Here is a 16,710-nt window from a genome sequence, read left to right on the forward strand (position 1 = left end):
CAAACTCAAGATTCTGAGTTGGACTCCAGTCTTTATTTTATTGATATGCAATTTATGGTTGTACGGATCTGTTTTTAGATTGGTCTGCAATAAGAAGGAGACGTTGTTTTAATTCTTCTTCCATTCGACCAATTTCAATTTCAGCAGCTTTTCGCTTAACTCTGCCATCTGCTTGAATACGCATCGTTTCCTCGATTGTTTGCAGAAGATTTTCCTGTGTTTTCTTCAATGTATCGATTTCTACGATACCTCGCTCATTTTCTTTAGCTGTTTCAATACTATTCACTTTGAGCATTTCCGAGTTTTTCAATAGTAAGTCGTTAGTTGTTTTTGTAACTTGTCTTTGAGCTGCTACTGCTTTTTGCTGACGATTTAACGTTAAGGCAATCGCAATCTGGTTTTTCCATAATGGAATGGATGTCATGATAGAAGATTGTATTTTTTCAGCTAACGTTTGGTTCGTTTGTTGGATCATACGTATTTGTGGCGCACTTTGAATGGTAATCTGACGTGAAAGCTGTAGGTCATAAACTCGTTTTTCAAGTCGATCTACAAATTGGGCCATATCATTAACTTCCTGGTAAGCCATTTGGTCGTTTGACATTTCTGCTTTTCTTTTTAGTTCTGGGATCGTAACGTTGAGTATTTCATCTTTTTTTAGTTCAGCAGCTGCAATATAAACGTTTAATGCTTGAAAATATGTTTTGTTTTGATCATATAGCTTATCTAACATTTGAACATCCTCTACTAGACCACGTTTTGAATGCTCTAATTGAATACCGATACGATCGATTTGCGTACTAAGCTTTTGATATTTTGTCATCATTTCTTGAACAGATCTGTTTACACGATTAAAAAGCTTTTTAATGCCACTCTTCTTTTCGTTGGAAAGCTCTTCAGGATTTAGCTCTGAAAGTTTTTTCATTAAATCGCCTAATATATCTCCAACTGGTCCGATATCTTTCTTTTGCACATGGTCCAGCATTTGATGTGAAAAGCGGGTAAGCTCTGTTTGAGCATTGGCTCCATATGTTAAAATCGCTTCATAATTACCAGCAGGTATTTGATCTGCTAGCTGCTTAGCTTTTTGTTTCTCTTCTTCCGATAAGCGATCAATTAATTTAGTTGGTAGCGCCTCATTTGCTTGTTTAGTTAAAGTTTGAGGCTTTGTTTCATTTAGAGAAAATGGATTATTAAGTAGTTCGTCCATTAAAAGATCGTCTGTTTTATTCGAGATATTTTCGCTCATTTGTTGTCTCTCCTTTTAGATATAAGGGTTTTTCGTTTTTAGATACGGATAGTTTAGCAAAATCAAGTTCCATTCTTAAGTGCTCCATGTCACTAGCAAGAACATTTTTTAAGTCATCTTCCATGACAGAGTTAATGGATTCTAGTGTTTCACGAGTATCCTGCAAAGCAATTTTCATTTCTTTGTTCTTTGATGGCTGAGAAACTAAGAATGTATACTTAGATGTTAGCTCTACTGCCGAATCTAAATGAGCGTAGAAGAAGTTTTCAGCTTGGTAAAATTTCTTTGGGTTTGCTTTAACTAAAGCAATAATTCGTTTTGCTAATCTATTTAATTCGAAAAGCTGTTTAAAAGAGCTCACTGATCGTACTTTTAAATAATGGTTATTAAGTGTACGAACTTTTGCTGTTGCTTCCTTAATCTGCTTTCGAATATGAAAATACTCTGATGAAGTTAAATCATATTTCTTCATAATAGATCTCTGTTGAATTTTTTTGATAGCAAAATTAGAAGTTAGGTAGGTAACTACTGCTAACGCTGAGCTTACAAAAAAACCTAATTCAACTGGGAAGAAGAAAATTAGCCATGATGTAATCATGACAGGAACATTAATAATATGACGAATGACGGTTTGTATTACTTGTGTCATAGTCAAGACCTCCTTATATATACACTACATTATACGAACGAGAGAAAAGAAGGTTTCATATATGTCGAAATTAATGGGAGCATATTACCGTTTAATTTCTCTTTTATTTACTTTGATGTTATTTATAACTTAACGTAAATAGCAAATTTTTTCAATTTATTCAGTTTCAAAAGTCAAAAGAGTAGACATTTTCTTTGTGAGCAGTAAAATATGTATTAATAAAAAGTATTAGAGGCGATTACAATATGTATGAGGTTATTTATATGAAAGCAGACTATGAGCCGTGGTGGGCTTTTGAGGGCTGGGAAGAGTTTATAATGGAAAAAGCGGAATTTGATCAAGAGGACCAAGCTCGCTCATTTTTAGAAAAAAAACTAACCGAATTAAGAAGGAAGTTCCCAAAAGAAGAGATGAGAAACAATAAGTACTGGGCATTTTGGTCAGTAAAGGAACAATGTTATTGTGAGTCGTGTGAAGATGACTTACAAATTTTCCATGGAATAATATTTAATATCAAGTAAACGATTTAGAATAATGTAATTATTTGTTGACTAAATTTATCCAACTGCTATAATTTATAGTAACAATAAAGTATAAACCGGTTGAGCAATTCACATATCCCATGTAGTGATCGATGATGTGATGTCGGTACTTCATGGAATATGTGAATTTTTAGTTTACATATTGTTAATTTTATTTTTGGAGGTAATAACATGAAACAAGGTACTGTAAAATGGTTTAATGCAGAAAAAGGATTTGGATTCATCGAAATTGAAGGAGAAAATGATGTATTCGTACACTTCTCTGCTATTCAAGGTGATGGCTTCAAATCACTTGAAGAAGGCCAAAGTGTAGAATTTGAAGTTGTAGAAGGAAATCGCGGGCCACAAGCTGCAAATGTAACAAAACTATAAGTAGGAAGCCCATCATTATGATGGGCTATTTTTTTTCCTAAAAATATATTAAACTCTAAAGAAAACACTATCTACATAGTGTTTAATATTCAAAGAATTTGGGTATAAGAATCGAGTGTTTAATTTTATTTAAATTATAGGGGGATGTCACTTGGAAAAGCTATTATTAGACGGAGGAATTAAAGAATATTTCGAAGGTAACAAGGGGAAAGTCGAAGATAATCTTTTATCAGAGGCAGTAAATGTTAAAGATAAGATAAATGATATTTTAAGAGTTGGTGATATTGACCTTATCAACAATGCACATCATCTTATTAAAAACATTATCGAGGGTAATGATGAGGAGTTAGATCTATTTGCTAAACAAGAAGGAATTGCGTGGGCAACTCATTCTTTAACGCTTTCTTTTAAATTAGAATGGGTGCAAGCTATCCGTCGAACCATGTGGAGGTTTATAAAGGAATTGAATGATTCCGATCAAATGATGGACCTAGAGGACTTCTTTAAAATTGAAAAGCAGCTAAATAATAGAATTGACAACTTCTTAAATGAATTTTTTATTAATTATTCAACTTATAAAGATGCTTTGATATCCTCTCAGAAAAAAGTAGTTGAAACTTTATCGGTACCAATAATACCGATCACACCTTCCATTTGTATTTTACCTTTAATTGGATCAGTAGATACATATAGAACTTCAATTCTAGAAGAAAAAGTATTAACTGAAATTAGTAAACTCAGAATCCAAACTTTAATAATAGATTTATCAGGTATAGCAGAAATGGAGACAGAAGTAATAGAACATCTGTTAAAGACAATTTATGGTACATCAATGATGGGATGCCAAACAGTAATTACTGGTTTAAGACCTGAGGTTGTTCGACAAATGATTCGATTAGGCATGCTATTTGATAAAGATACAAGAACTTATGGCACATTACAGCAGGCTTTAAATGAATACTTGAAACTAGATAAAATGTATTTACAATAATGGCCATATTTAAGTAAGATATAAATAGATTTCACCAGTTTACTACTATGATTTTTTTATAGTAAAGGGCTAATTATAAAACTAACTCTTTGAAGTGCTCATTAATATACTCGAATGAGTGCTATTTAAGTTTCTTTTTCCAAAATTTTTGGTATAGTGAGAACAAGAAAGGGGAGCTTTGTATGAGTTTAGAGTTAAAAAAGGAATTACCTTCCTATGAGGAGCAACAAGACTTTTACACAAAACTACGTGCTAAAATAACGAAATATGTAGATTCCAAATCAAACAAGTTAGGTAAGTTTACTCCATACCTTCTTTTTGCTCCAGATTTTTTCCATTTACTTATAAAATCTATGCTAGATGATCGCATTGACGCAAAAAGTAAAACACTTATTGGTAGCGGTATCCTATACTTTATTACTCCAATTGATATGTTACCCGAGGGCTTAATAGGACCAGGTGGATACATGGATGATATTATTGTTGCAGCATTTATTGTCAATATGCTTTTAAATAAGTTTTCCCCTGAGATCGTAGAAGAGCATTGGGCTGGAGAACATAAGCTGTTAGATACAATGAAAAAGGTATCGGAAACAAGTGATAGCTTGCTTGGGAAATTACCAGCACGTTCATTGCTAGGACGTTTTATAAAAACATCTAAGAAGGTGTAAGACTATACGTCTAACACCCTTTTTTATACGAAAAAAGTACCATGGGATATAAAAAAAAGGGTATCGTAAATATTTACGAATACCCTTTTTACGTATTATAATTTTTGAGATTCTTTCCATTCTAAGAATTCATCGTATGTCAGCTGTTTATCTAGAATAGAGCCGTCCTTGCGGATTTCGATTACACGATTTGCAATCGTTTGGATGAACTGATGGTCATGAGAAGTGAATATCATAGCGCCTTTGAACGCAATTAATCCATTATTCAATGCTTGGATGGATTCCAAGTCTAAATGGTTAGTAGGCTCATCTAGCAATAAAACATTACTTTCGGAAAGCATCATTTTAGAAAGCATACAACGAACTTTTTCTCCACCAGAAAGGACAGAAGGTTTCTTCTTCACTTCTTCCCCAGAGAAAAGCATACGTCCTAGGAAACCACGAAGGAATGTTTCACTTTCATCATCAGGTGAATATTGGCGTAACCAATCAACTAGTGAAGTTTCTGTACCGTTAAAGTATTTTGCATTGTCTAATGGGAAGTACGCACGAGATGTAGTTACACCCCAACGAATAGAGCCTTCTTGTGGCTCTTCCTCTTCTGCAAGCATACGAAGTAAAGCAGATTTAGCAAGCTCATCACCTAACAAGATAATTTTATCGTCTTTGTTCATAGTGAAGTTCATACCTGAGAATAGTTTTTCGTTCTCTAGCGAGTAACCTAAATCTTGAACCTGTAATACGTCATTACCAATTTCACGCTTCATAGAGAAGTTCACATATGGATATTTACGAGAAGAAGGTCTAATATCATCTAGTTCAATCTTATCTAACATTTTTTTACGAGATGTTGCTTGCTTTGATTTAGATGCATTCGCACTAAAGCGAGCAATGAAGGCTTGTAGTTCTTTAATTTTTTCTTCTTTTTTACTATTTTGATCCTGAGCCATTTTAGTAGCAAGCTGGCTTGATTCATACCAGAAGTCATAGTTTCCTACATAAACTTGGATTTTGCTGAAATCTAGGTCTGCAATGTGTGTACATACTTTGTTTAAAAAGTGACGGTCATGCGAAACTACGATTACAGTATTTTCAAAGTTGATAAGGAAATCTTCTAGCCATTGAATTGCTTTGATATCTAAATGGTTGGTAGGCTCATCTAGTAAAAGTACATCTGGTTTGCCAAATAAAGCTTGAGCTAAAAGTACTTTTACTTTTTCTGACCCAGTTAATTCAGACAGTTTCTTTTGGTGCATGCTATCAGGAATACCTAGTCCTTGTAAAAGGATGGCTGCCTCTGATTCAGCTTCCCAACCGTTAAGGTCTGCAAATTCTCCTTCTAACTCAGCGGCACGCATACCATCTTCGTCAGAAAAGTCTTCCTTCATGTAAATTGCATTTTTTTCGTTCATTACTTCATATAAACGTTTATGACCCATGATCACTGTTTCAAGCACATTGTATTCTTCATACTCAAAGTGATTTTGCTTCAAAATCGCTAAGCGCTCATCTGGGTTCATAATCACATTACCTTCTTGTGGCTCAATTTCCCCCGACAAGATTTTGATAAATGTAGATTTACCAGCTCCGTTTGCACCGATTAACCCATAACAGTTACCAGGTGTAAACTTTATATTTACATCTTCGAATAATTTACGATCACCAAATCGAAGACTTACATTACTTACTGCAATCATGCTATACCTCCTAAAATTCACAATGCTCTTATTATAGCACGGTGTTCAAACAAAAGCTATCAAACGTTGATTTGTTGGGCTTATATTAACCCTATTGGTGGGATATTTTAAAGGAAATTCCTAAAAATGTTGAAACCATCCAGAGTGTATTTAATGGAGAAATCAATATGGTAGATATTGATGGTTTTAAGATAGAAGTATGGCGTGGTGGATATAGTAATACTTTTAGAAAAATCGTTTACCTGGTCATCAGTATAAGACTGCTACGTCAAGGCTGACACTAACCCTAGTAAGGGCATGTTAATGTTATGATAGGTATACGGTAAATGATAGGGAGGAAACGATTATAAAGAAAATTTTAAAGCTACATCTATTATCTTTATTAATGATCACTTTATTCGGATGTTCTTCACTTGAAATTGAGATGGTAGCATTCAATAGTCTTTCGGAATCTGAACAAGATTTAATACCAACTTCTCCCATGGATTCTGTGGTTGAAGAGATTAACGTAACAGAAGAAAATAAAAAATATCTTTTTGATGATTATGACAGAGACAAAGTATATTCAGTTACATTTAATCATACGGATTCTGATAAAAACGCGGATTTGACTGTGTTTGTAGATTTGGATAAAGAAACCGTAGTTGGAAAAGGTTTTAAATAATCATGAAAAAAAATAGTTAGGGATCAATCATTGGAAAGCTAAATGAACATGCCTACGAGTGTATGAACGACAGCAGTCCATACACTCATAGTTGCAGCATCTTACCTTGAAAATCTGACGTTAAGTTTTAATTATTTCTCCCAGTGTTCTTCGATAAACTCCACGCGTCTTGATTGAGCAAGATCTTCTTTATAATGATCAGGACTTTTTTTATAGAAGTCTTGGTGATAGTCCTCTGCTTCGTAAAACGTTTCAGCATCTCGAATTACCGTAACAATCGGTTTGGAAAATTTACCGCTAGCCGCTAGCTGCTCTTTAGACTTTTCTGCGAGCATACGTTGTTCTTCATTATATACGAATATTGCTGTCGTATAGCTTTCGCCTCGATCCTGGAATTGACCACCAGCATCCGTTGGATCTATTTGTTGCCAATATATTTCTAGTAGTTTCTCATAATCGAAGATAGAGGAGTCATACTGGATTTCTACCACCTCTAAATGACCTGAGTCCCCTTTTTTCACTTGTTCATATGTGGGATTTTCGATATGACCACCCATATATCCTGATGTTACCTTATGTATGCCTTCCCAAGTATCAAACGGTTTTACCATGCACCAAAAACAGCCTCCTGCGAACGTAGCTCTTTCTATCATTTTTATATCCCTCCTATTATAGTAAAATGATTTTACCATTACTTTTCAAGTTGTACAAAATTCTGAAACCAACGCACTGTAAATACGTTATTATAAGAGTATGATATAAATATGGGAAACTAAATACGTGCACCATCAAAACAGCATCTATGAAGAGCTCAAGGGGAGATTTAATATGACTGAAGAAAGAAATACAGAAAGACGATATAAACCGAAAAAAAAACTACGGAAAGGAAGAGTATTCCTTACTGTTCTGTTACTAGCTGGGTTAACAATTGGTATTTACTCATTTTTACAATATCGGGAAGGCTATAATTTAGCTAATGAAACAAAAGTAAAACAGGATATTGACTTTGAAGGGGATGCTTGGTCAAAAGGTGAACGAGAAAATATTCTAGTCCTTGGAGCAGATTCCGGAGCGGGAGGGAAAGAGAGATCCCGAACAGATACAATGATGGTCATTTCTTGGGATAAAGAAAAAAATGACGTTAAAGTCATTTCATTTATGCGAGATATTTATGCGGATATACCTAACTACAAGTCTTATAAGCTTAATACAGCCTATTATTTAGACGGAGTGCCATTATTGCAGGCAACTCTTCAGAATATGTTTGATATACCTATCCATCATTATGCATTAATAGATTTTAGAAGCTTTGAATCATTGGTAGATATTCTCGCTCCTGAAGGAATTACAATGGATGTAGAAAAGGATATGTCTGAAAAAATTGGAGTTTCACTTACAAAAGGTAAACAACAGCTCAATGGACAGGAAATACTTGGTTATGCACGATTCCGAGCCGACGGAGAAGGTGATTTTGGAAGGGTTGCCCGTCAACAAAAAGTAATGGAAGCATTAAAGGACGAGGTAATCTCCATACAAAATGTTTCTAATGTACCCAAATTTATAGGTGCAGCTGAAGGATATATTCAAACAGACTATTCACGTAAGGATAAAGTTATTCGAGTCATGGATGCTATAGTTAGTGGAAAACTAGAAATGGATAAAATGACTGTCCCTGTACCAGGAAGCTATTACGATAAGAACTATAGTCACGCAGGAGATGTTTTAGTGATTGACGAGGATCAGAATAGAAAGGCCATAGAAGATTTTTTAGGGGAATAGGACTTTTAAATTTGCGATAAAATTTATTCATTCGTAAAATTAAGTTAGGAAAGGATGTTATGTAAAATTGGAACCTGAAAAACCTTCTTTTTTCTCAACTAGATACATAAAATTTTTAGGTGGTCGTAATACTATATTTACGCTTATACTGCTTTTAATGATTGGCTTAATTATCATGATTTATGATGAAATTTCCTTCATATTTGTCCCATTAACCGTTTTTCTAGGGAATGTCATCCTACCAATCATATTAGCAGTCATCATCTATTATTTACTTAGACCAATATTGCGTATGCTAGAAAAAATTAAAGTTAAACGAGTGATTGGTATACTACTCATCTTCTTAGCTTTGGTTGGTATTATTACCTTATTAGTTTTCTTAGTGTTTCCATTTTTAAAAGCTCAATTTTTTAAATTGGCAGAAGAGCTTCCAGGTTATTTTATAGAAGTCTTAACCCGCTTAGACTCATTCTTGAGAACGAACTCTCTTATAAGCACCTACTATTTGCAAATAGAAACCGATGTTGCTAATCTTCTGTATGATTTACCGAAGGAGCTAGGTGCATTTTTCCAGGAAACCTTTACAGGAATTGCAACAGGAATTTCCTCTGTTATCGGTATATTAACTAGCTTTATACTGGCAATCGTTACTGTTCCTTTTATCTTATTCTATCTTTTAAAGGATGGGGAAAAGCTTCCTGCTTATGTACTAAAAATTTTTCCACCCCGCATGAGAGATGACATAAAGTCGGTTTTTACTAGCATCGATAAGCAGATCAGCTCGTATATTCAGGGTCAAATTCTTGTCTCTATGTGTATAGGTATTATGATCTTTATTGGTTTCACCATCATTGGGATGGATTATGCATTATTGTTGGGTGTTATAGCAATGGTTACGAGCGTTGTTCCATACTTAGGTCCAGTTATAGCGATAACTCCGGCTGCAATTATTGCCTTAGTTACCTCTCCTTTCATGCTTATCAAACTTGCAGTAGTCTGGACAATTGTTCAGTTAATTGAAGGGAAGTTTATATCGCCACAAATTATGGGCAAATCATTGCATGTGCATCCGATTACAATAATTTTTGTATTGATTACTTCTGGTGCAATGTTCGGAGTTCCTGGAGTAATTTTGGGTATACCTGGCTATGCTATTTTAAAAGTTATCGTTTCCCATTTTTACACAATGTTTAAAAAGAGGTACAATAAATTTGAACCAATTGTTGAAAAACACTATGAGTACACAAATAACAAGGTGGAATGAGAATAATGGCCAAAAAATTCAACTCCAGTATTGAAGTGAAATCCATAAAGATTGATACTGTGGTGGATCATCCTTATATTGAACATGGGATCAATCTTTCAGGTACGATTTATATTGATGGAGTTCATGACTATGAGCAAATCGAGAATATTAAGTTAGAAGTCTTTAAATTGATTAATGGAGAAGCTCCCAAAGTTGTTTCCAAGCATTCTATAGAACTGGTAGGCACAGTAGCTTCAAAGGATATGCAAATGATTCCTTTTGAAATCATGCCAGATGAAAGATGGCTTCCAGATGGTGCAGAGGAAATGACAACGCTTATATTGAGAACGACTGTATTGTTTGAAAATGGCTCTGAATATAACGATGAAGATGAGATACATTTCGACATTGAAGAATAATTAGCAAAAAGACCAGCATTTTTAATGCTGGTTTTTTTGTGGATAAAATGATTGGATTGGTCCATTCTATGTGAAAAGGAATTGCAGCTTGTCATTTTTAGTTGCAGTATCAAAAGGAGTATGACATGAAAAAAATTATAGCTATATTGATTTTTACTTTGTTGCCCTTGAGTGCCTGCGGTGAAGACCGCACATCCAATGAACTTCCACCGCCTGAAATCATTGATAATAATAGGCAAAATTATGGGCCTGAATCAGGAAATGCAGAAGTAAATAAAGAAAACGATGCAGGAATGCCAAATACGAATGAGTTAAATGATCCTGGCTTAGAGGGATTAGAAGGTTACGAATAAATAAAAATTCACATTGTACGAAATAATGGAATATGTTAAAATAATCTTACATTAATGGACGGAGGTGAAGGAAGAATGAAAAACACTGTGAATGCACATGGATTTATATTGGAATTTTTATCCACATCATGTGCGATTACTCATGGATTTGCTACTAACGGGACCAGTCTGTCCTTTTTTAGACAATTACATGAAATTCACAGCTGATAAGCCATTCTTTCTGAACCACATTAGAAGACTGCTCGCTTATTCGAGCAGTCTTTTTGTATGCAGAAAAATGCTTCCAGCAATAATTTGGAGAGGAAGCGAAACATAATGATATGCAAAATACAGGAAATAAGTAAAATGCTTGGTGGTAATCTTATATTTGAGGATCTGTCTTTAGATATTAAAATGGGGGACAAATTAGGAATAGTTGGACGAAATGGGAGTGGGAAAACAACGCTATTTAAGCTAATAGCGGGTATTGAAAAACCTGATCATGGAATTATCACTTTTAAAAAGGGAGCGAAAATAGGTTATTTAGCCCAAATTCCTACTTTTTCAGAAAGCGTTAAAGGAAAAGACCTGTTATACGATGCTTTCGAGGATACTATGCTACTACAGAAAAAGATGAGTATACTTGAAAAAGAACTAGCAGAGGTAAATGCTGAGGTAATGGAAAAACTTCTAAAGCAGTATGGAGACATACAAGAAAAATTCACGTTACAGGGCGGATATACGATTGATTCCGAAATTGATAAAGTAGTTGAAGGGCTACAACTAGGTGGTTTTGTAGAACAGCCATTTTCAAGTTTAAGTGGTGGAGAGCAAACGAAAATAATGCTTGGACAGCTACTATTAACCAAGCCAGACCTTTTACTGTTGGATGAGCCGACTAATCATTTGGATTTGTTTGCAATAGAGTGGTTAGAGGAGTATTTAGTTAGTTATACAGGTACAGTTGTTATTATTTCACATGACCGATATTTTTTAGATAAGGTAGTTACAAAAGTTGCAGATCTTGAGGATGGTATGCTTACGAAATATCATGGTAATTATTCTTCTTTTTTAATCGAAAAGGAAGAAAAGCTTACTCGTGAATTTCAACAGTATGAGGAGCAACAAAAAAAGATAAAGAAAATGAGAGAAGCAATAAAGAGGTTAAGGATTTGGGCTAACCAAGCAGTTCCTCCAAATGCGAGTTTACACCGTCAGGCGAGGAATATGGAACGGGCATTAGAGCGGATGGAAAAGGTTCGTAAACCTCTGATAGATCCTAAGAAAATGAGTCTATCTTTTGACGCGGCACCCCGAAGCGGAAAAGAAGTTGTCATAATGGAAGAGGCTTTCAAAAGCTTTGGTGAAAAAATGTTATTAAACAGTGCAGAGCTTCATGTATATTGGAAGGACCGTCTTGCAATCGTTGGTAGGAATGGAACGGGTAAAACTACCATTTTGAATATTCTTAGAGGAGTAGAGTTAATAGATTCGGGTGAAGCTCGATTTGGTAGTAATGTGCGCCATGGATATCTTTCTCAACATTTCGAAATAACAGATCCAAAAGCTCGCTTAATAGATATTTTTAGAGCAGAAGTAAATGTGGCAGAAGGAGAGGCTCGACACATTTTAGCGAAGTTTATGTTCTATGGGGCGGATGTTTTTAAAAGAATTGCTGATTTAAGCGGAGGAGAAAGAATGCGACTCCGTCTTGCTCAGCTAATGCATCAAGACATAAATTGTCTCATATTAGATGAGCCAACGAATCATCTTGATATTGATTCACGAGAAGTATTAGAGGAAGCGCTAGATGATTTTACAGGGACTATTATTGCTGTATCTCACGATAGATATTTTCTAAATAAACTATTTCCAAGGACTGCTTGGCTAGAGCATGGCGAGCTTACCACATTTGAAGGCCCTTACGAATGGGCAAGGGAAAAATGGAATGAGTTTTGCTCGAAAGAAAATACTAGGAAAGAAATAATCAATCAGCCATTAAAAGAAGCAACACCTGCCAAACAACAAAAGGAAATTCCTTTGGAAAAGCGAATAAGTGAGCTCGAAAATGTTATAGGTGAGCTAACTAAACAAATTAGCATAGAGAATGATTGGGAAAATTATGAGGCATTAAGCTTGGAAAAACTTCGGGTAGAGGAGCAATTGGAGCAATTATTGGAGAAATGGCTAGATTTAGCAGAATGACCCGAATACTTTTCAAAATGGGTTGATATAAGTAATAGAGCGTGCTAATATAACTTATTAACGAATAATTTAAATAATTTAATATTCTTATCAAGAGAAGTGGAGGGATTAGGCCCTGTGATACTTCGGCAACCTCTGTTGTACAGAAAGGTGCTAATTCCTAACAAGACGATCTTGGAAGATAAGAGCTAGTTAGCAAATTCCTGCCTCTCTTTTCTTACATGGAAAGAGAGGTATTTATTTTAATAATTGCCTTGCTCCTGTTCGATTTCCTACTTAGTTTGAGGCGAAATCACAGGTGCTCTTGCACATTTCATTGGGAGGGGAAAGTCATTGCCTATCAATATTCCGAAACAATTACCTGCAGCTAAGCTGTTAAAAGAAGAGAAAATTTTTCTCATGGATCAAGAGCGTGCTTACAAGCAGGACATCCGTCCACTTAACATTATTATTTTTAATCTAATGCCTGAGAAGGAAAAAACGGAGCTTCAGCTATTAAGGCTTCTGGGGAATACCCCAATACAAGTGAATATAACCTTTATGAATACAGCGACGCATGAATCCAAGAATGCCAGCAAAACCCATTTGGATACTTTCTACACTACATTTGATCAAATAAGAGAAAAAAAGTTTGATGGGATGATTATCACTGGTGCTCCAGTAGAACAGTTGCCATTTGAGGAGGTCGATTACTGGAATGAAATGAAGGAAATAATGGAATGGTCTAAATCAAATGTTACCTCCACCTTACATATTTGTTGGGGCGCGCAGGCTGCACTGTATTATCATTTTGGTATAGATAAATTCACACTTTCTCGTAAATGCTCGGGAGTGTATCGGCATATATTAACTGACCAAGTGGAGAATTTAATAAGAGGATTTAATGAAGAGTTTAATGCTCCCGTATCTCGTTACACTTCTGTATCTGAAGAAGAAATAGAAAAGCATGAGCGACTAACTATTTTATCCACTTCGGAGGAAGCAGGTGTGTTTCTTGTAAAATCGAACGACAATAAAATGGTGATGGTCACTGGTCATTTAGAGTATGATGCGCACACATTAGCAGAAGAATATCATAGAGACATAACTAAAGGAATAGATATTGAGATGCCAAAATACTATTTTCCAAATAATAATCCCTCTAATAAGCCATTAAATACATGGAGGGCACATACACATTTATTATTTTCTAATTGGTTGAATTACTATGTTTATCAGGCTACTCCTTATAACTGGGAGTAAAAAGAAAAATTATATATGAGTCAATTTCATAAAAGGCATTTTAAAGATAAAAGTGAACATTATATATATTGATTGCAGCGGAGGGCGGCGACGTAAGCAGGGATGAGTGAGACAGATAAAAACGTTACAACCACGTGCGAAAGCGATGGGTGATGGTTTATCACTCACGCCACGGAAAGCGTCCGCGATATGAGCGAAAGTCAATTCTACTTTATTATTAAAAATCATATAAATTTTATTGTTCTCTTTTAATTGTTCGTGTTTTTCTATAAAAACAGGAATTTTGAAATTGACACATATAAACTCCTGTTTTAATATTCAGGAGTTTTTTATTGATTTTAGTTTTATTTATTCAAATATTAGGGAAGACAAAATTGAAGAGACATTGTATTTTGTTGATACACATATCTATAAAAGTATGATTTTCAATTATTGGAAGTGGGGTTATGTCTATGAGTTTGACACCAAAACAAAGAATCGAGTTACATGGTTTTAATAATCTGACGAAAACACTAAGCTTTAATATGTATGATATTTGTTATACAAGGACGAAGGAAGAAAGGGAAAAATATATTGAATACATTGATGAGCAATATAACGCTGAGCGTCTAACCAATATATTAACAAAAGTGTCCGAAATTATAGAAGCGAATATTTTAAACATAGCGCAACAGGACTACGAGCCCCAGGGTGCAAGTGTGACCATTTTAGTGTCAGAAGGACCCGTGGATCAAACACCGATAGAATCATTTAAGCAATCCCCTGGGCCTATACCAGAGGTCGTTCTTGGTCATCTAGACAAAAGTCATATTACCGTTCATACGTATCCTGAATATCATCCAGATGAAGGGATTAGTACGTTTCGAGCAGACATAGACATTTCGACTTGCGGAGAAATATCGCCCTTAAAAGCTCTAAACTATCTAATACATTCCTTCGAAACCGATGTAATGGTCATGGATTACCGAGTGAGGGGATTCACGAGAGACGTGAAGGGTCATAAATTATTCATTGACCACGATATTAATTCCATTCAAAATTATATTCCGAATGCCTTGCAGGAATATTACCATATGATTGATGTGAATGTTTATCAGGAAAATATTTTTCATACCAAATGTAAGCTGAAACAATTTGATTTGAATAACTACCTCTTTGGTTACAAGGAAGACGAGCTATCCAATGAAGAGAAAATCTCTATCACCAAAAAGCTTAAAACAGAAATGGATGAAATTTTTTACGCCAAAAACATGACACGAACCGAATAATATTAAGCTCTAAGTATCATGTTAAATCGTTCAAAATGAAGATAAAATCATCTAGAATAGCAGAGCAATTCGCATAGAATTTGCTCTGTTTTTTATTTTTCGTCTTCTTAGAAAGGCCTCAACCTATAATATATCTATTTACCTTTATTCCTTTATATGGGAAAATAATAGAAAATTATGTTAACTCTGCGAGGTGTTAATGAAATTAATTTTAACCTATTGGGAGAGGATGATAATTAAAAATGACCAAAATCATGGTATTAGGGACATTTCATATGGGAAATACTTCTGATTTATACAGTGTAGACACGGATAACTTACGATCTACTAAAAGGCAAGAGGAGATAAGAAAAGTTGTAGATGCTATAAAAGAATTCCATCCTAACAAAATTGCATTAGAAGTTGAAAAAGAAAAAAATCACTTATTAAACGAAGAGTATCATCAATATTTAAATAATGAACTAGAGCTAGCAATAGATGAAATACATCAGTTTGGTTTTCGAGCGGCAGCGGAGTTAAAACACGAAGAGGTATATGCGATAGATTGGATAGAGAACGTTGGAAATCGATCAATCGGAGAAGTTCTGAATTGGGTAGAAAAAGAACAAACAGAGGTTTTTCAATTAATAGATACTTATCGTTCTAAGCTCATACTCCCACTAGGTGAAAAAAGGATAGATGAGCTAATTAGAAGCCTAAACGAAGAGAAATACATAAAAAAGCAACATGAAATGTATATGCATATTGCTCGTATAGGTCGGGGGAGCGACTATGTGGGGATTGATTGGATGAGATGGTGGTACCAACGGAATCTTATTTTGTTTGCAAACCTCGCTGAAATCTCCTCTTCGAATGATCGGGTACTTTTGATAATAGGAGCAGCTCATGTCCATTTGGTAGCTCAATTTTTAAAAGAAAGTGGACTATTTGAAATTGTTTCGGTTAGTGAGTTTCTTTAGATTTGTATTAATGTTTTATCGTTTACCCCCCATGGAAAAATTCCGGTAAGATTGTAAGCCAATTCTACTTCAGTATTAAAAAGCTATTGTTCTTGGTTTTCTACAAAAACGGTAATTATAAACATGAATTAAATATGATTGGTAAGGAGAAAATCTGTTGGTTAACTTAATAGAAAGTGTAAACGAGGTAACGATCCTATTGCTGTGGCTATGTGGATATGCATATATTCGTCTGCTTAAAAAGACGAAGAGGGACAGAAAGCTTAACAGGTTTGAAGTAATGATGTATACCATTACATATCTTGTAACTTTTTTATACGCAGTCTCTTACCTCCTTTTAACCCTTGGGACGTAACAAGAAAAGCGCAATCGCCTATGTCTGCCCCGACAGGCAAATGGAGAAAAGCGAGGAGGCAGTTCCTCAG

18 protein-coding genes and 1 riboswitch are annotated in these 16,710 nt (G+C 34.9%); of the genes, 14 read left to right on the forward strand and 4 right to left on the reverse strand.

The window, feature by feature from the left end; genetic code table 11:
* Positions 1–52: 52 nt before the first annotated feature.
* Both Q0371_RS02475 and Q0371_RS02480 read right to left on the reverse strand, forming a co-directional pair.
* Positions 53–1,249: a toxic anion resistance protein gene (locus Q0371_RS02475; protein ID WP_169360100.1), complete on the reverse strand. Its 1,197-nt coding sequence runs from the start codon at positions 1,247–1,249 to the stop codon at positions 53–55.
* Positions 1,227–1,898 carry a 5-bromo-4-chloroindolyl phosphate hydrolysis family protein gene (locus Q0371_RS02480; RefSeq protein ID WP_251553186.1) on the reverse strand — a complete coding sequence of 224 codons (672 nt, stop codon included), beginning with the start codon at positions 1,896–1,898 and terminating at the stop codon, positions 1,227–1,229. Before Q0371_RS02480 ends, Q0371_RS02475 begins: the two co-directional genes overlap by 23 nt.
* A gap of 245 nt (positions 1,899–2,143) precedes the next feature.
* On the opposite strand from Q0371_RS02480, the gene Q0371_RS02485 reads away from it, so the two are divergent.
* From Q0371_RS02485 to Q0371_RS02500, 4 genes are all read left to right on the forward strand, one after another.
* Entirely contained in the window at positions 2,144–2,419 is a 276-nt protein-coding gene (locus tag Q0371_RS02485; RefSeq protein ID WP_169360098.1) for a DUF1033 family protein, read from the forward strand.
* A gap of 192 nt (positions 2,420–2,611) precedes the next feature.
* Positions 2,612–2,812: a cold-shock protein gene (locus Q0371_RS02490; protein ID WP_169360097.1), complete on the forward strand. Its 201-nt coding sequence runs from the start codon at positions 2,612–2,614 to the stop codon at positions 2,810–2,812.
* Between the two features lie 178 nt (positions 2,813–2,990).
* Entirely contained in the window at positions 2,991–3,803 is an 813-nt protein-coding gene (locus Q0371_RS02495) for an STAS domain-containing protein (protein WP_251553210.1), read from the forward strand.
* A gap of 182 nt (positions 3,804–3,985) precedes the next feature.
* The gene (locus Q0371_RS02500) at positions 3,986–4,474 is read left to right on the forward strand and encodes a DUF1232 domain-containing protein (protein WP_298467836.1); all 489 of its coding nucleotides are present in this window, start codon (positions 3,986–3,988) and stop codon (positions 4,472–4,474) included.
* 95 nt (positions 4,475–4,569) lie between these two features.
* Here Q0371_RS02500 and Q0371_RS02505 read toward each other — a convergent pair whose 3' ends face one another.
* Complete coding sequence (locus Q0371_RS02505) at positions 4,570–6,171, reverse strand: ATP-binding cassette domain-containing protein (RefSeq protein WP_169361410.1); 1,602 nt, start codon at positions 6,169–6,171, stop codon at positions 4,570–4,572.
* Positions 6,172–6,595: 424 nt separating this feature from the next.
* Here Q0371_RS02505 and Q0371_RS02510 point away from each other — a divergent pair, with 424 nt between their 5' ends.
* Entirely contained in the window at positions 6,596–6,835 is a 240-nt protein-coding gene (locus Q0371_RS02510) for a hypothetical protein (protein ID WP_298467839.1), read from the forward strand.
* Positions 6,836–6,966: 131 nt separating this feature from the next.
* Here the strand turns inward: Q0371_RS02510 and msrA are convergent, their stop codons facing one another.
* Positions 6,967–7,488, reverse strand: coding sequence for a peptide-methionine (S)-S-oxide reductase MsrA (gene msrA / locus Q0371_RS02515; protein WP_298467841.1), 522 nt, complete (start codon positions 7,486–7,488; stop codon positions 6,967–6,969).
* 175 nt (positions 7,489–7,663) lie between these two features.
* Here msrA and Q0371_RS02520 point away from each other — a divergent pair, with 175 nt between their 5' ends.
* The 9 genes from Q0371_RS02520 (at position 7,664) to Q0371_RS02560 (ending at position 16,285) form a co-directional block, all read left to right on the forward strand.
* Complete coding sequence (locus tag Q0371_RS02520; protein WP_298467843.1) at positions 7,664–8,614, forward strand: LCP family protein; 951 nt, start codon at positions 7,664–7,666, stop codon at positions 8,612–8,614.
* Between the two features lie 67 nt (positions 8,615–8,681).
* Positions 8,682–9,878, forward strand: a complete 1,197-nt coding sequence (locus Q0371_RS02525) for an AI-2E family transporter (RefSeq protein ID WP_169361413.1) — start codon at positions 8,682–8,684, stop codon at positions 9,876–9,878.
* A 5-nt stretch (positions 9,879–9,883) separates the two neighbouring features.
* The gene (locus tag Q0371_RS02530; protein ID WP_251553182.1) at positions 9,884–10,279 is read left to right on the forward strand and encodes a sporulation protein; all 396 of its coding nucleotides are present in this window, start codon (positions 9,884–9,886) and stop codon (positions 10,277–10,279) included.
* A gap of 125 nt (positions 10,280–10,404) precedes the next feature.
* A complete protein-coding gene (locus Q0371_RS02535) occupies positions 10,405–10,632 on the forward strand; it encodes a hypothetical protein (RefSeq protein WP_169361415.1) in 228 nt (75 codons plus the stop codon).
* A gap of 75 nt (positions 10,633–10,707) precedes the next feature.
* A complete protein-coding gene (locus Q0371_RS02540) occupies positions 10,708–10,839 on the forward strand; it encodes an RAxF-45 family protein (protein ID WP_298467850.1) in 132 nt (43 codons plus the stop codon).
* 105 nt (positions 10,840–10,944) lie between these two features.
* Positions 10,945–12,816 carry a ribosomal protection-like ABC-F family protein gene (gene abc-f / locus Q0371_RS02545; RefSeq protein ID WP_298467873.1) on the forward strand — a complete coding sequence of 624 codons (1,872 nt, stop codon included), beginning with the start codon at positions 10,945–10,947 and terminating at the stop codon, positions 12,814–12,816.
* A gap of 84 nt (positions 12,817–12,900) precedes the next feature.
* A riboswitch (SAM riboswitch) is annotated at positions 12,901–13,004 on the forward strand.
* Positions 13,005–13,149: 145 nt separating this feature from the next.
* Positions 13,150–14,058, forward strand: coding sequence for a homoserine O-succinyltransferase (metA, locus tag Q0371_RS02550; protein WP_169361417.1), 909 nt, complete (start codon positions 13,150–13,152; stop codon positions 14,056–14,058).
* Between the two features lie 452 nt (positions 14,059–14,510).
* Complete coding sequence (gene speD / locus Q0371_RS02555) at positions 14,511–15,326, forward strand: adenosylmethionine decarboxylase (protein ID WP_169361418.1); 816 nt, start codon at positions 14,511–14,513, stop codon at positions 15,324–15,326.
* A 242-nt stretch (positions 15,327–15,568) separates the two neighbouring features.
* Positions 15,569–16,285 carry a DUF5694 domain-containing protein gene (locus Q0371_RS02560; protein WP_298467855.1) on the forward strand — a complete coding sequence of 239 codons (717 nt, stop codon included), beginning with the start codon at positions 15,569–15,571 and terminating at the stop codon, positions 16,283–16,285.
* The last annotated feature ends 425 nt before the right edge of the window (positions 16,286–16,710 follow it).

Origin of the sequence: uncultured Psychrobacillus sp., assembly GCF_938022135.1 — a bacterium.
In the GTDB taxonomy this organism is placed as follows: domain Bacteria; phylum Bacillota; class Bacilli; order Bacillales_A; family Planococcaceae; genus Psychrobacillus.

Bases quoted from the DNA above. Each gene is read 5' to 3' on its own strand.
- Q0371_RS02535 (WP_169361415.1), top strand. From the start codon at position 10,405: ATGAAAAAAATTATAGCTATATTGATTTTTACTTTGTTGCCCTTGAGT.
- Q0371_RS02505 (WP_169361410.1), bottom strand. From the start codon at position 6,171: ATGATTGCAGTAAGTAATGTAAGTCTTCGATTTGGTGATCGTAAATTA.
- Q0371_RS02500 (WP_298467836.1), top strand. From the start codon at position 3,986: ATGAGTTTAGAGTTAAAAAAGGAATTACCTTCCTATGAGGAGCAACAA.
- Q0371_RS02520 (WP_298467843.1), top strand. From the start codon at position 7,664: ATGACTGAAGAAAGAAATACAGAAAGACGATATAAACCGAAAAAAAAA.
- Q0371_RS02560 (WP_298467855.1), top strand. From the start codon at position 15,569: ATGACCAAAATCATGGTATTAGGGACATTTCATATGGGAAATACTTCT.
- Q0371_RS02530 (WP_251553182.1), top strand. From the start codon at position 9,884: ATGGCCAAAAAATTCAACTCCAGTATTGAAGTGAAATCCATAAAGATT.
- msrA (WP_298467841.1), bottom strand. From the start codon at position 7,488: ATGATAGAAAGAGCTACGTTCGCAGGAGGCTGTTTTTGGTGCATGGTA.
- Q0371_RS02480 (WP_251553186.1), bottom strand. From the start codon at position 1,898: ATGACACAAGTAATACAAACCGTCATTCGTCATATTATTAATGTTCCT.
- Q0371_RS02490 (WP_169360097.1), top strand. From the start codon at position 2,612: ATGAAACAAGGTACTGTAAAATGGTTTAATGCAGAAAAAGGATTTGGA.
- Q0371_RS02475 (WP_169360100.1), bottom strand. From the start codon at position 1,249: ATGAGCGAAAATATCTCGAATAAAACAGACGATCTTTTAATGGACGAA.
- speD (WP_169361418.1), top strand. From the start codon at position 14,511: ATGAGTTTGACACCAAAACAAAGAATCGAGTTACATGGTTTTAATAAT.
- Q0371_RS02485 (WP_169360098.1), top strand. From the start codon at position 2,144: ATGTATGAGGTTATTTATATGAAAGCAGACTATGAGCCGTGGTGGGCT.
- Q0371_RS02540 (WP_298467850.1), top strand. From the start codon at position 10,708: ATGAAAAACACTGTGAATGCACATGGATTTATATTGGAATTTTTATCC.
- Q0371_RS02510 (WP_298467839.1), top strand. From the start codon at position 6,596: ATGGTAGCATTCAATAGTCTTTCGGAATCTGAACAAGATTTAATACCA.